The sequence below is a fragment of the Saccharobesus litoralis genome, assembly GCF_003063625.1.
Classification (GTDB): Bacteria; Pseudomonadota; Gammaproteobacteria; order Enterobacterales; family Alteromonadaceae; genus Saccharobesus; species Saccharobesus litoralis.
Genome location: NZ_CP026604.1, coordinates 2440615 through 2455438, shown reverse-complemented (window position 1 = coordinate 2455438; position 14824 = coordinate 2440615). Strand labels below are relative to the sequence as shown.

The following is a 14824-nucleotide window of genomic DNA, read 5'->3' as shown; positions in this document are numbered from 1 at the left end:
ATTTAATGCGCTACTTGACGAAGCATATCGGCAAGTTAGAATAAAACCTAGATTTATATTGGGGTAGCTTTGCTATACCTTGTAAAGCAGTTACATAATAATACTCAACCCTGTTAAAGCAACTGCCGAGCTATCCGCAATAAAAAATAGATAGCAAGTGGCACCAGCACTAAGAAAATTTTATGGCAAAGTGGAACGGCAAATACATACATCCCTACGCGGAACACGGCAAAAAAAGTGAACAAGTCAAAAAGGTCACGGTCAGTATTCCGGTAAAAGTGCTTAAAGTACTCACTGACGAAAGAACCCGCCGCCAAGTGAATAATCTGCGCCATGCAACCAACAGTGAATTATTGTGTGAAGCCTTTCTCCATGCGTTTACTGGCCAACCGCTACCATCCGATACCGATTTAGAAAAAAACAATCCGCATAAAATTCCAGAACTAGTGCGCGAAATTTTGCAAGAGATGGATGTCGATATTAGTGATGAAGATGCACTAATTGACGAAGAGTAATCTTGGTGGGTGAGGCTTTTACCTTACAAGTTCGCTCAATATAGTCTTCTCGCTCAGATTTTATGGTTCATTGTCTGCGCTTACTCTCGACTTTGCTTACATGGATGTAAGTACTTAGGTTTCGTCTGGAACTAGTACCTTTTCAATTTAATTTTGATTAGTTGAAAACATTGGTGATCACTTTCACACTGAGCGCGAAGCAGTCGAAGTGTCGGTAAATTAGAAAGTAATAAGACTTCGACAAGCTCAGCCTGAAGTTGTTTATTTAATCTAAATATGGCTAAAAACATCACTAGTGATAGTAAATTATGCGAGTGATTCAACTGATCATTTCTTTCTGGAAACAGTACTAAAAACCTGCCCCTAAAACCCGATCGCTTTGACTATAAATAAGTCAGTGACATTAATAACAACCAATCCTTAGCAAGCTTACACTTCAACTTTACAACCCGCGGAAAAATAAATTTAATTTTGATCAAATTTATTTGGAACTAATCCAATAACCACGAGTCCTGAATATTGTGATTGAAATGTGTTTGTATATCTCCCCTTTTATATCCCATTAGCTTTTGCTAATGGGATTTTTTTAGCCTTTTTGTGCATACCCAGATGTTTGCCAAGACGCCACCAAAATACAGCTTCAAAAACAATACCAAGAATAATAAATACCGCACCCAAAGGTGCCGCGCCTTGGCTCATAAAAATTAACGCAATAGCTAAACAACCAAGCGTTACTAAAAAACGTATTGCGCTAGCCATTTTGCTCTCCTGAAACGTTAACATTACTCAAACTAACCTCGCCAGAACCATCTTGGATGAGTGTAAAGCTGTTAGCTTGCTTGATCCTAATATCGCCTGCTCCATCTTCTACGCTAACCGAGCCCTGAATATGACTTGCATTAATATCACCTGAGCCATCATCAATATATAGCTGGCCAGTAATATTTTTGAGGGTTAAATCACCCGAACCATCTTTAATTTGCGTATCACCGGTAATATGAGATGCATCGATTTGCCCAGAACCATCCTCGATATTAACCTTACCAGACACTGATGTAATCTTAATATTTCCACTACCATCATGAACATCAACTGGGCCATTAATATCATTTAAAAATAGGTTACCAGAACCATCTGTAATATTAAGCGCTTGATAATTACCTTTGATCGCCATATCGCCACTGCCTTGTTTGACACTAAGCAACATGTTTTCTGGCAGGGTAAGGGTTAAATCAATTTTTTGCGGATTACGCCAGCTGTAATCGAAGCTGGTTCTTTGATTGGAGTCGATATAAATCACGCCCTCGTCTCGCCGAATGCGAATAACTTGGTCTGGATCAATATGTTTATCTATCGATTGGATCTTGGCGACTAACTTAATTTCAGCAGCATTAGCATCCGTTGTGATATTCAGGTTACCGGCATCTGCATCAATCAGCAGTTGTTGAGCTTGTTTAGGGTCAATATCAATGTGATGGCGCTTGCTATGCCAGTCTTGTTTATCTCCAATAACAACCACACAACCGGACAACGTAACAAACGCACTGGCTAACAGTGCAATAATAGGTGCTTTCATAACTCAATCCCTTATCTAGTATAGTCTTCTCGCTCAGGTCTTATGGTTCATTGTCAGCGCTTACTCGCCCCAATCACATAATAGAGCATATGCTCATGGGGCCTCGAAGCTTGACGGCTTCCCCTAAAACCTGATCGCTTTGACTATAAAATTAACAAAACTAGACAAGGTACTTCATTATTTATACCAATTATAAATAAACCTTAAATTTCAATTAGATAAACAACTTCCAGTAATAAACAACAATATATGAAAGGTTAAATAAGCTAAAAGTTAGCTTATTTAACCACACCCATTTTTTTGTTAATTATCGGGGTAAATAAGTTTTGCTGATCGCCTAATAACTGTGAGTAAACTTGCTGGTAAGCCAAAACACTTTTTACGTATTCACGGGTCTCTTTGTAAGGAATAGTTTCGATCCACAGATCGAGATCCATCTCTTCGCCTTGTGGTACCCACTTACGCACCCTATGATAACCTGCGTTATAAGAAGCAATCGCTAGTGGTAATTCATCGTCTACTTTATTTAGCAACTGACGCAAATATTTGGTACCCAGCTTAATATTTGTCGAGGGGTCATAAAGTTTACGGCTCGACAATTTTCGCCCTGCAACCTGTTTTGCGGTAGCCGGCATTAGCTGCATTAAGCCACGCGCGCCAGCACTCGAATGGGCATCTGTCATAAAAGTACTTTCACGCCGTGCGACAGCAAACGCCAGTGAAGTAGGAATTTTGTATTGCTTGGCATAATGCTTAAATTTAGATTCAAATGCTAACGGAAAACGCAGATCAACATCATCTAAATAACCGGCTTGCGAGATAGTTCGCAAGGCTTGATCATGCCATTGCCAACGCGCGGCGATAATAGCTGCGGTGGCTTTTTCGTCTTCACTCAAGGTCCGCTTGTAGTGCCACCACTCGCGACGCGCCGAGGTATAGCGCTTCAACTGTAAAAATTCAAATGCACGTTTGGCACCCGGAGCTTCAGATAACTCCTCTAGCTGTTTATAGTGTGCTTGGTAAGGGTAGTTGTTTATTTGAGTTTGTTGATCAACCTGCGCTGCCGCTAAAAAACCATAGTAGTGGCGTTCTTTAGCAATTTGCTTAAAACGGTTAACAGCCGTGTGTTTAATACCGAGTTGCTTTTGTGCGCGCGACAACCAATATTGGTTAGACAACTCTGCCATCGCCTCTTGTGGCAAACTTTGCACAAAGCTAGCAATGGCGACCCAATCTTGCTGTTTCAACAATATAGCTAAATGCCAATGTCTAAGCTGGCTGTCTAATTCATTGACTGGGATATGTTTAAAGTAATCTAAGCCACGCTCATCACCTTGGCTTGCCAACGCTAAGGCAAATTTTTTATTAACTGCCAATGCCTGTTCAGCCGTAAATGCGTAGCGCTGCTGAGCGAGCTGCCAAGTCGCTATGCTTTTATCTTCGTTACGCCATATATAGCGCTGCAAGCCGTACGCGATCATCGGTGCGTAATCATTTGAGCGTTTGAATTGACTAAGGCGAGTCACTTGCCCCGGATCACGTCTCACTTTACGCCATAATTGCCCCCATGCCTGATCTTGCTGCGGCAGCAAGCCAATAAGATAAGGCAATAAAGTATGCTTGCCGCCTGTAGCGGCTAATTCAATACGCTTTTTAATGTGTTCTACTGAACGATAACCTGCATCTTGCCATTGTTTAAACAAGGGATCACAAGCTTTGGGTTGTGACTCGCCCACAACCCACAGATCAGCGATTTGTTCAGCGATCACACTCACCTTGCCACCAATCGCTAATTCGGAACGCAGCTTATAACAGTTTAATTCAGCACTAGAGGTTTTACGAAAATCATACAGGTAAGTGACAGCTTCACCTTTTTTACCAAGGTACTTCAGCCAAGCACTGCGTACCGGCCACTCTAATGGTGTTCCGGTATACAGATTTAAAAACTCTCGAACCCGCTGCTTATTTTTTAATGACGGATAGCGTTTGAGGTAAGCCATCTCAACATAAGGAGCAAGCGGGTAATCACCCAATTTTTGTAAAGCGGAACGATAAGATTGGGTACGGCCTTTACTGGCGTCATATTCTGCGGCGGCAAATAGCTTACGTTTTTCTTGTAAAGATAGCTCTTTCGCTACCAGTGTTGGGCCACTCCAAGCCACACCCAAGATTAAGAATAACGTAATAAGCCGTTGTTTAATCAAATGCACAATCCTCTCTTATCAAGTACTTCACAGGCGTCGTAATAACTATAGCTATACTCTACTACCATTGACTTAAATAACCGCGTAAAGTTTTGTGTAGTGATATTGCTGACTGACAATCACAAGCTATGTCATCGCCACATCAAACAAAATTTGGCTTTGCTCATCATCAACCGCTAAACCAAACCACTGTAATAATTGCTGTTTTAACTCTGCCGCGGATTGTATGACATAGGTACTCACTTGATTATCAAGCTCACACTTAACTTGATTATCGACCAAACGCACACGACCATTAGGTTTGTAAATAGCCGCTATGAGTTTATGAGTACAAATAGATAGGTGTGACGTGCAATTGAAGTGATTAGGTAAAATATAATCGACATAAGCTTGCTCGACCAAATCAAAACTAAACAAGTTAAGCCAATCGGAGCTGTCCATTAAACAGGTTTGCATAATGTAAGTCGCTTCCGCCTTCTCGCAAAATGCCGGATCGTGTTGTTGAATGATGCGAAAGCCAAATCCAGCTTGCCAATGCTCAATATTAAAACTCAGCGGAATGGGCTCAATTATGTTGAGCCCTGTAAATCCGAGGTCGACCAAATAATCGACGCCATCAATATCGACCAACAAGATCATATGGGTTTTCGGCCGAACCTCTTCATAGCCAAACATAGGCCGAGAGGTTAGATATTTAACATTAAAGCCGATTTCACACAGTAGATCATGAAACGCACCGTTTAATTCATAGCAATAACCACCACGGTTAAGCTCTACCAGCTTTTTCATCACATGCTGCTTATTTAACTCAACGCCCTTATTCAAATGGACATCGAAGTTTTCAAACGGGATCGCAAAGGCGTGTAAACGATGTAACTCGGTTAGAGTGGCTAAATCTGCTTGCGGCTGGTCTACGTAACCAATACGTTTTAAGTAAGCCTGATATTTCATGTTCTATAACCATTATCACTATGCTAGAAATGCCACTATCAACCCAATGACGACGAAAACTAGCAATACCATGATCTATAATTGGCGATTATAACCACGAACGAGAGTGATAAATAAGCATAAAATATATGTTATGCAATATCAGTTGAACAGGAGGTGTAGTTAGATTTTTTGGTTATGCTAAACCGCGTTTCTTAACAAAATAACAACAACTTGGCTTAGATTCAAACTCTTGTCCTATCGATTTTTGTAAAAAATCAGATCCTTAATAACCACGATCCCTTAGTAAATAGTTAGGACTTGTATGAAACAAAATCCAGTAACTCGATAGCTCTAATACGTATTAAAGTAAATTGAATTAATTAAACCTGTCGTACTCGACTTACATAAAAGCCAAAGACTAAGCAGCGAGCTTAACCCCTTTTTTATAACAAGAAAGTGCTTGTTGTGGCTGTTGTAAATGCTCTAACACATCAGCTAATTTAAAGTAATGCTCGGCACTCGGCTCGTGACGGATCACTATGTCTAGCGCTTTGCGTGCTAATTGCCAATCACGTGCACCACAGGCGACATAACCTAAAGCGGAAACAAGTAACATATTATCTGGCGATTTCTTAATTTCTTGCTCTAACCAAGCAATTAACTTTAACGGTTGCGGAAAGGGTACTCGTTTAATTGTTTCAAGTAACTCTGGAGTTAATTGGCTTTTCGCGGCTTTCAAAATAAACTTTTCCGCATCGGCGGCAAATCCAGCTTGGATCATTGCATTGACATACAAGCAACTTAACTTATCTGGCCACTCACTGATTTTATTAACCGCCGCATACAAACGATGTATTTGCTTTAAATCCTTAACTTGCACTGCATCTTGATACAAGCCTTGGTAGGCATTTTTTACAAAGTTTTCAAATATTTCACTCGGCAAGTTAGTGTACTGTTTTACACGCTTTAACAACTCACTTAATGCCAAATAGCGCCCTGCTTCGTTATACAGCATGGCCAGTAATACTAAGGTTTGGCTTTGTTTGGGATCTTTTTTCAATAAAGCTTCGGTTTTCTCGATTGCCTTATTAATTTGCCCTTCTTCTTTTAATGTATGCGCAATGGCCAGCTGTTTTTCAATTTCACTACCTTGTTCAACTGCGCGTAAACTGTATTGCGCTTGACGTTCATATTCGCCTTGCTGCTTAGCAGCTTCCGCAGCCAACAGATAATGTGATTTTTTAATAGGGCTTATTTCTGCCGTTTGACAACTTAACTTCTCAGCTGCTGCATATTCATGGTTTAACAACGCCTCAAACGCCGTTTCAAATTTAGTTAAGACTTTGCTATAGCGGCGTTTTTTACGCCAATCTCGGGTCAATTGCCCAGCATGAAAAAGTCCAAAAACAATATTTAGTACAATGCGCAAAGCGAAATAACCAAACACCATCATCAAACCTAATGCGACCACAGTTGTTTCCAACGTGGTTTGCCCCATCGCAATTAACACGTAGCCCTTATCACCCCAAAAAGTCGAGCCGATAAACAAAACAATGCTAAAAACCAGAAAAAGACCGATTAAGCGGATCATAAAATAGCCTCGCTCTCATCTTCAGTGGTTGAGCCTGGCTGATTCGGAGTTACTTGCAGTTCTAGCCCGCCATCGCTGGATTGCGTTGGTTGCTCAAGTGTGTCTGATTGCTTCTCATCTTCAGAACTGACTCCAGTTTGTGGCTCACTCGCTTGGGTTGCATTGTCACTGTTTTCGTTTTGAGACTCTTGGCTATCTTGCAACCCTTGTTTTGTTCCGGCTGCCTCGGGCATAGATTCTGGCTGAGATAATGCCGGCGATGCAGGCTGTGACAACTTAGGTGCGGCCAAGGCTTTTATAATTTTAGGTTGCGTTGATTCAACATGGATAAAGCTACTTAGTTTCACTTGATCAAAGCTTGTCACTATCGGCATTAGCGCTAGTTCATTCAACTTGCTAATCGCTTGTTGCACCGGAGGGTAATTTTGCGCGTAATACTCGTTAAGCCACTTTGCCGCATCCAGTAAAGACGCTGAGTACACTGATTGCTTATTGTTAAGTAAAGCCAATTGTGCCGAAACCATTTTCGAGGCTAAATTATGGCGTAAATTCGCTTCTTGGCTCGGAGATACCAATGGCTGAATATTTTGCCGCTGGCTCACTTCAAAAAAGCCTATGGTCATGCTGCGTGCTGACTTAAGTAAGTTAGGCCACCAATGCTCTACCGAATTTGATAAGGTTAAATCTTCTTTAGGTTGCTGCGGCTCAGGGACAACAAAAATTGGAAAACTGGCCATTTCATTAGCCAAGGTGACTAACTGGAGGTAAGTGTCCTCGGTGGCTGGGCGAGGTAAGCCTTGGATCAAACCAATATCATTGGCTAACGCTTGGCGTAAAGGTAACCATTTAGCATTTTTATATTTGCTGATCCTAGCTTGCGCCGCTTCTAACGCATTGATAGCGCCGACTAAGTCTTGCGCCAACCAGATTTTTCGTCCCGCTATTGAAACCAGTTGCTTAACATCCGCTCTGGCAGTAGCTTCATCACTGCTAGCACTTTTTGCCTTGATCTCTTTAATGAGTGCATCAAGCTGAGTTTGATTTTGTCTCGCTTGCTGTTGGGCTTGTTGCTGAAACTGCTCAATAAAGCGTTCGACTTGCTGGGTAAATGCCTGTTGATTTTTAACTTGAGTTGCTTGCCACTCTGATTGCTTTTGCTGTTGCTGTTCAAGCAAAGCTTGGCTTTGATCAAACTTTTGTTGGTTTAGCCAAAACTGCCATCCTAGAAAACCAATAGCCGCGATACTGAATAAAGCCAATAGCAAGGCAAACCAGGCAATGGCACCGCCTTTTTTAACCACTACAGTTTGCGCTGCACCACGCAACTCAGACTCGACAGCAACTGCCGGTTTGGTTTTGCTAGCTGCATTGTCAACTGACGGTGCCTGAGTTTGTTCAGCAGTCGCCTCGCTGCTGGCTTGGCGAGACGGTTTGTCATCCGCTTCTGACTGTCCACCTTGCGCATCAGTACTATCAACACTTTCAACACGTTCAATGGATTGCTTGTTGTTTGTTTCAGTATCTTGCTTTTGTTGTTCTTGAGTCATGCATTTACCTTGCTTAGCGGCACTGGCTTAATTTGTACCTCTAAAACCCTTATTAAGACTTTTTAATACCGTGATCATGTTTGAGTTTAATGCACTTTGACAATTGATCACGTTTTCAATTTGATTTTGTCTAGCGATGTCGACAATACGTTGGCTCGGTACAAAAATTAACGTAGAAGCTCGACAACTTACGCCATGATTTTGCAATTCTTGTTGTAAGTGTAACAGCATTTCGCCACTTGTAATAAGCCAAGCATCTTGTTGCGCAATTGCTTGAGCTTGTTGATAACTAATAGATAACCAACAGCGTTTATAAACAGCAAATGTTGCAACTTGATGGTCTAGTTGTTTGAGTCCTTGCAACAAAGTATTGCGACCGCCTTCGCCTTTAATTATCCAATATGTTTGTTGATCAGTAGATCCAAGTTTAATTTTAGCGAGTAACGCTTCCGATGTATCGCTATCGGCGCAGCAAACCTGTTTAAAACCATACGCTAACAAAGCCTGCTGAGTGGCTTTACCTATAGCAAAACAGGGCCAATTAATTAATTGTTTTTTTATTGCAGCATCACACTGTTCAAAAGCGGATAAGGTATTAGCACTGGTAACAATTAATCTTGGTGCAAGATTGCGAGCAAGGCTATCGCGAATAGCATGGTAAAAGCACGTTTTATCTACACCAACTTCAATGGCCAACAATGGGATCGACAAGGGCGTAAAGTTTTCATTCTGCAGTGCTTGATGTAAGGCTTGACCTTTGGAGCCAAACCTTGGATTGAAAACGCTAAGTAATTTAGTCGCCATAAACGGCTTTTAAGACCTCGCCAGCACCTTGAGCCAACAAATTCTCTGCCACATTTTGACCTAACTGTTCCGCTTGGCTAATTGGAGCCTTGGCTTGAAACTCAAATCGCTGCTTACCATCAATTGAAGCCACTAAACCACGGAACGTGATTTCATCACCCGCTAATGTTGCAAATCCACCAATGGGTACTTGGCAACCACCATTCAAGGTCTTGTTAAAAGCTCGTTCGGCGGTTAATCGCGCTGTAGTTTGCGCATGGGCTAATGGTGCCAACAGGGCTAATGTTTCATCATCACCGCTACGGCTTTCGATACCCACAGCACCTTGACCTACCGCTGGTAAAATCAATTCAGGCGCAATGTATTGCTTAATTCGCTCTGGCATTTCTAAACGAATTAACCCAGCAGAAGCCAGAATAATCGCGTCGTATTGGCCTTCATCTAATTTTCGTAAGCGGGTATTAACGTTACCGCGTAAAAAATTGATTTGTAGATCAGGTCGATAAGCCTTTAATTGGCATTCACGACGCAAGCTTGAAGTGCCAACAATAGCACCTTGCGGTAATTCGTCGATACTCTGGTATTGGTTTGATACAAAAGCATCACGCGGGTCTTCGCGCTCGCAGATCACCGCCAATTGCAACCCTTCAGGAAACTCCATGGGTACGTCTTTCATTGAATGCACAGCAATATCTGCTTTACCTTCCAGCATGGCTTGCTCGAGCTCTTTAATAAATAAACCTTTACCGCCAATTTTCGCTAAAGGAGTATCCAATATTTTATCGCCTTGCGATTTCATTGGCAGAAGCACAACGTTTAGATCAGGATGATGCTTTTCTAGCTCAGCTTTAACAAATTCTGCCTGCCACATGGCGAGTGCTGATTCTCGAGTGGCGATACGTAACGTTTTGCTCATAATAGGTTTAATGTGTTTGTTAATTTCGTGAATTTAATTAAGGAACGCTTTGACTATACTAGACAAACGGCAGGTAATTTAAGAGCCGTATGTAAAGTGTTGAGTAAACATAATGTTATTATTGCCGTCCAGTACCTCTACCCGCCAATCGCCTTGCCAGCGCCATAACACCCTTTTATTTGACCAAGTACGCCAATTTTTTGCTTTAACATCCAGTGTGACTTCTGAAACCACTTTATCACGCCAGATCCAGCGATGGGTAACAACGGGAAATTGGTAATTGGCCAGCTCAGTAAAAAAATACAGTTTAATGGTTTTATTCTGTGCCGCTAAAAACTTAGGTACTTCACCGACTGGTTCTTTATTTTTTACATTGTAGGCCAGTTGTACGCGGGTGATTTGATTTAGCTCAGCTGAAACATTGTTGCTCAACGCTATTTCACCGGGCTTATTGTCAATTTTGGCTTTAGAGGGCTTTTCTTTGATCCCAACGACTTCAGCCGTTTTATTGATAAGGCTCTGAACTTCACCAACAACAGAGTCCAACACCTGTTCCACCTGAGTCGTTTCTCCTAGCTGTTGCTCCGCTTGCTTAGCACTATTAACCTGTGTGCCAGTGGATTTTTCGTCATTATTTTCGCCACTGTTTTTGTCATTGCTGTGGCGAGGTTGCTCACCAATATTCTTGCGATCACCTGACAACGGCTCCTCCGTATTGGGTTGGCTAGCCGCAGGTTGATGATCCACTTTAGCCAGCATAGATTGGCTATTTTGTTGTGTATTAGTAGCTAAACTGGCATTAGCATCTAGTGAAGCCGATACAAGTGGCTGAGAAGCTTGGTTAGAAGGAGAAACTGGATTAGTCCCTTTAGCCAATTTAACATCAGCCGAGTTGCTGGATAATGCATGCACAATACCACTCGTCACGCCGCCAACTAACAAAGTCACACTAAGCAAACCTATCGCAATTTTACGTTTTGAAAATGGCGGTAGAGGTTGCTCAGGCTCAGGACAGTCAGCCAGCGAGGGCCTATGATTCAGGTTAATTTTAATCTGAATGGACGATTTGGCCATCGCTGCTACACCTTAAGCTTTCAAAACTTTTTGTAACCAACTGCCTATTTCAGCAATTTGTGCAGGGCAAACATTGTGCTGCATAGCAAATTCACGCCAAGTCACATTAAACCCTAAATCTTTTAAAGTATCTGCTGCCATTTTCCCTGCTTTTAACGGCACCACATCATCACCAGTTCCATGCATAGCTAGAATAGGGGTTTGCTTATTAGCTGCAACGACTTCATCAGCTAATTTTTCAGGCACAGCCAGATAAGTCGACAACGACAAAATTCCAGCAATTTTAAAGGGTAAACGCGTACCTATGTGATAAGCCATGACACCACCTTGTGAAAATCCAGCTAACACCATTTGTTCAGGTTTAAAGCCTTTAGCCAATTCAGCATCAATTAATGCTTCAATTTGGCTGGCTGATTCACGCACGCCGGCTTCATCTGCTCGACTAACAATATCCATACTGGCTATGTCATACCAACCTGGCATTTTCATGCCATTATTAATCGTTATAGGACGGGTAGGCGCATGTGGAAAAACAAAGCGAACTTTGCAACCTGCCGGTAAGTTAAACGCTGGAACTATGGGGGCAAATCCATGTCCTGAATCGCCTAACCCATGTAACCAAATAACTAAAAATTCAGGTTGCTCTGCCGTTTCAACATCGACAAAAGGAAGTAAGTCAGCCATCTAGTTTGTATTGTCCTAAATTAATCAGAAATTTTTAACGATATTGCACGACCCGCTTGTTTAGTCGCCGCTTCGTTTATAAAGTGCCAAAACTCATCACCAAAACGCTCGTCAATCCAAGCATCTTGCTCAGGGTGATAGTTAAAATGGTAACCATTAAACTTTGTTGCTACCCATATTTGATGCAAAGGCTCTTGCTTGTTAATAATGATTTTACTGCGATCAGCGAATTCTATATCTAACTTGCCGCCGGTTGACTCATAGTCAAAATCTAAATCAGTTTCATCTAGCACATCTAGCGCTTCTTCAATTTTCAAAATGATGGCATCAACCATCTGGTGATATTGGGTATCGGTAAGCTTGCTTTTGAATTCCAGCATCGAATGGATCTCGCTCTAGCGTAAGAAGGCAACATTATAGCGTGTTACACGCGGTTATTGCTTGATTTTCTATTATTGAATGCGATTATAGTGCGCTGTTTTCGACAATATAAGACCTATCGATGAGAAATCGCGCTTTTTATTTAACTATTTGCCTAATATTCGGGCTAATAAACCTAAGCGCTTGTGGTCAAAAAGGCCCTTTGTATATGCCTAAAGAGCCAGAGCAAAACAAACAACCTGTAAAACCTGAAACCCAGTCTGAGCAAAAGGGGAACTAAGAGCGTGGACTTAATCAATTACCGCGATGACCGCCTTTTTGTTGAAGATGTTAGCGTTGCTGATATCGCCAACAACTACAATACACCTTGTTATATTTATTCGCGCGCGACAATCGAGCGCCACTGGCAAGCATTTGATAATGCTGCTAAATCACATCCGCATTTAGTCTGTTATGCCGTAAAAGCTAACTCTAATATTGGCGTACTTAGTGTTCTAGCCAAGTTAGGGTCTGGCTTTGATATTGTTTCAGGCGGCGAGCTGGCTCGCGTTATAAAAGCCGGCGGCGATCCTAAGAAAGTCGTCTTTAGTGGCGTAGGTAAAACTGAAGCCGAAATAGAATACGCGCTAGAAGCCGGGATCCACTGCTTTAATGTTGAATCGGAAGCTGAACTTGATCGCATTAACAAAGTCGCTGCCGAAGTCGGTAAAAAAGCGCCGATCTCGATCCGCGTAAACCCTGATGTTGACGCCAAAACCCACCCGTATATTTCAACCGGTTTAAAAGCCAATAAATTTGGTATTGAACGCGAGCAAGCGAAACGAGTTTATCAAAAAGCCGCGGCGATGAGTCATTTAAACGTGGTAGGTATTGATTGCCACATCGGCTCACAATTAACCGAATTACAGCCTTTCGTAGATGCGTTAGACAAAGTACTTGTGTTAATTGATGAATTAGCGAGTGTTGGCATCAAGATCAAGCACTTAGATATCGGCGGTGGCTTAGGGGTAACCTATACTGATGAACAACCACCAGCCATTGATGACTATGTAGCTGTCATGTTAGAAAAAATCAAAGGCCGCGATCTACAGCTGGTCTTTGAACCTGGGCGCGCTATTATGGCCAATGCCGGTATATTAGTCACTAAAGTCGAATTTTTAAAACAAGGTGAAGAGAAAAACTTCGCTATTGTCGATGCGGCCATGAACGACTTAATTCGCCCTTCACTCTACAGCGCTTATCAACGTATCGTACCGGTTGATGCTAGCTTAACCCGTGATAGCAAAACCTATGACATTGTTGGCCCTATTTGTGAAACCGGCGACTTCTTAGGTAAAGACCGCGAACTGGGATTAGAGCAAGGTGATTTACTTGCGGTTTGTTCTGCAGGTGCTTATGGCTTTACCATGGCCAGTAACTACAACAGCCGCGTTCGCCCTGTTGAGTTATTAGTAGATGGTGAACAAACCCATGTGGTACGTGAGCGTGAAAAACTAGAAGACTTATGGCGCGGAGAAAGCGCCTTGTAAGCAAACGCAGTATAAAATTAACCAAGGTAGATCAACTACCTTGGTTACTCATCCTTGACCTCTTTATCTGACGACTGGGTAACTGCCACTTCCGTTGTTATCACCAAAGTCATCATAATCCCCCTTAGCCGCTGCTTTACCACCTTTAATTTTCGGCTGATAAATTTTCGTTGCTGCAACTAATACGACGAACCGAACCGCAGTTGCATTCAAACCTGGTCGAATAAGCCCATACCGCCTCAAATTATCTAGTCGTTCGCTGCAACCAAGGCGACCATCTGTTCGAGTTGCAGGTATGGTTGTGGACGAACACGGGCTTTTAGATACTTGGAAGAATAACTGATAATCTGCATCACCGTCATCGTTTGACGTTAAATAGCCACTATTGACCTGTTCCTGCAGCCAATTAATTGCATTTTCTTCAGCATGGTTCCCCCCTGTACTCGTAAACGTCATTTCGTCAGTGCTATTGCCATTTCTATCAAGTACAACTAACGCACATGTAGTATTCATCGTTGCGCTATTAAACTCCAACTTTTCAGGAATTGGAGCATCAGTTTGCCGTCCCATCATAAGTATTGCCTTTGTTAAAGTATTAAAAAGGCCATGATTGACTTATTTCCTCTAAATCAATAGGTCTTTCCCCTTTTTTAATTCAGGCTAATCTATGTTAAATAATCACAGGAAAGCACACGTTAACTACAAGATACCCACAAACTTATCCACAAAACTGGAAAAATAGATCAATCTAACCTAGGGTTTGTTACGTAGTACGATAATGACTTTTGCTAATTAGCAGTTTAAATTATGAAAAACCAGTTAGATGTCAGTGGCCTGTTAGCCGCTTTTAATAAAATTAGCCAATACGGCCAACGAACCGAAAGTGGCTACAAGCTTGATGGTATTGAGGCCAGCAGCGATTTTGATGGCTACACCGTTTATTTATCTGACGGCGTTAGCCAACTGACCGTGTTTTTTCATAATAAATATCAACTAGATACACCAGATAATGCCGCCTCAGAGCGACTACTCAATAAACTGACTTACATTCAAACTCATGAGTACTAAGT

At 42.0% G+C, this 14824-nt stretch carries 16 protein-coding genes; 4 read left to right on the top strand and 12 right to left on the bottom strand.

Annotation, left to right across the window (positions count from 1 at the left end):
* The first annotated feature begins 182 nt into the window (after positions 1–182).
* Positions 183–515, top strand: coding sequence for a met regulon transcriptional regulator MetJ (gene metJ, locus C2869_RS08580; protein WP_108602543.1), 333 nt, complete (start codon positions 183–185; stop codon positions 513–515).
* Positions 516–1067: 552 nt separating this feature from the next.
* Here metJ and C2869_RS08575 read toward each other — a convergent pair.
* The 11 genes from C2869_RS08575 to cyaY form a co-directional block, all read right to left on the bottom strand.
* Complete coding sequence (locus C2869_RS08575; RefSeq protein WP_108602542.1) at positions 1068–1274, bottom strand: hypothetical protein; 207 nt, start codon at positions 1272–1274, stop codon at positions 1068–1070.
* Positions 1267–2091, bottom strand: a complete 825-nt coding sequence (locus tag C2869_RS08570) for a DUF4097 family beta strand repeat-containing protein (RefSeq protein WP_108602541.1) — start codon at positions 2089–2091, stop codon at positions 1267–1269. The genes C2869_RS08575 and C2869_RS08570 overlap by 8 nt, the downstream gene beginning before the upstream one ends.
* Positions 2092–2369: 278 nt before the next feature.
* Positions 2370–4301 carry a lytic transglycosylase domain-containing protein gene (locus C2869_RS08565; RefSeq protein ID WP_159084104.1) on the bottom strand — a complete coding sequence of 644 codons (1932 nt, stop codon included), beginning with the start codon at positions 4299–4301 and terminating at the stop codon, positions 2370–2372.
* Positions 4302–4421: 120 nt separating this feature from the next.
* Positions 4422–5246, bottom strand: coding sequence for an arylamine N-acetyltransferase family protein (locus tag C2869_RS08560; protein ID WP_108602539.1), 825 nt, complete (start codon positions 5244–5246; stop codon positions 4422–4424).
* Positions 5247–5646: 400 nt separating this feature from the next.
* Positions 5647–6819: a heme biosynthesis HemY N-terminal domain-containing protein gene (locus tag C2869_RS08555; protein ID WP_108602538.1), complete on the bottom strand. Its 1173-nt coding sequence runs from the start codon at positions 6817–6819 to the stop codon at positions 5647–5649.
* Positions 6816–8366: a uroporphyrinogen-III C-methyltransferase gene (locus C2869_RS08550; protein ID WP_108602537.1), complete on the bottom strand. Its 1551-nt coding sequence runs from the start codon at positions 8364–8366 to the stop codon at positions 6816–6818. The genes C2869_RS08555 and C2869_RS08550 overlap by 4 nt, the downstream gene beginning before the upstream one ends.
* A gap of 27 nt (positions 8367–8393) precedes the next feature.
* A complete protein-coding gene (locus C2869_RS08545) occupies positions 8394–9170 on the bottom strand; it encodes a uroporphyrinogen-III synthase (protein ID WP_108602536.1) in 777 nt (258 codons plus the stop codon).
* Positions 9160–10086: a hydroxymethylbilane synthase gene (gene hemC / locus C2869_RS08540; RefSeq protein ID WP_108602535.1), complete on the bottom strand. Its 927-nt coding sequence runs from the start codon at positions 10084–10086 to the stop codon at positions 9160–9162. Before hemC ends, C2869_RS08545 begins: the two co-directional genes overlap by 11 nt.
* 78 nt (positions 10087–10164) lie before the next feature.
* Positions 10165–11160, bottom strand: a complete 996-nt coding sequence (locus tag C2869_RS08535; protein ID WP_108602534.1) for a DUF2914 domain-containing protein — start codon at positions 11158–11160, stop codon at positions 10165–10167.
* Between the two features lie 12 nt (positions 11161–11172).
* Positions 11173–11844 carry an alpha/beta hydrolase gene (locus C2869_RS08530; protein ID WP_108602533.1) on the bottom strand — a complete coding sequence of 224 codons (672 nt, stop codon included), beginning with the start codon at positions 11842–11844 and terminating at the stop codon, positions 11173–11175.
* Positions 11845–11864: 20 nt separating this feature from the next.
* The gene (gene cyaY / locus C2869_RS08525) at positions 11865–12224 is read right to left on the bottom strand and encodes an iron donor protein CyaY (protein WP_108602532.1); all 360 of its coding nucleotides are present in this window, start codon (positions 12222–12224) and stop codon (positions 11865–11867) included.
* A gap of 122 nt (positions 12225–12346) precedes the next feature.
* Here cyaY and lptM point away from each other — a divergent pair, with 122 nt between their 5' ends.
* Positions 12347–12505: an LPS translocon maturation chaperone LptM gene (gene lptM, locus C2869_RS08520; RefSeq protein WP_108602531.1), complete on the top strand. Its 159-nt coding sequence runs from the start codon at positions 12347–12349 to the stop codon at positions 12503–12505.
* Positions 12506–12509: 4 nt separating this feature from the next.
* The gene (gene lysA, locus C2869_RS08515) at positions 12510–13754 is read left to right on the top strand and encodes a diaminopimelate decarboxylase (protein ID WP_108602530.1); all 1245 of its coding nucleotides are present in this window, start codon (positions 12510–12512) and stop codon (positions 13752–13754) included.
* A 63-nt stretch (positions 13755–13817) separates the two neighbouring features.
* Here the strand turns inward: lysA and C2869_RS08510 are convergent, their stop codons facing one another.
* Positions 13818–14327 carry a hypothetical protein gene (locus C2869_RS08510; protein WP_108602529.1) on the bottom strand — a complete coding sequence of 170 codons (510 nt, stop codon included), beginning with the start codon at positions 14325–14327 and terminating at the stop codon, positions 13818–13820.
* A gap of 234 nt (positions 14328–14561) precedes the next feature.
* Here C2869_RS08510 and C2869_RS08505 point away from each other — a divergent pair, with 234 nt between their 5' ends.
* Positions 14562–14822, top strand: coding sequence for a DUF3081 family protein (locus C2869_RS08505; protein WP_108602528.1), 261 nt, complete (start codon positions 14562–14564; stop codon positions 14820–14822).
* The last annotated feature ends 2 nt before the right edge of the window (positions 14823–14824 follow it).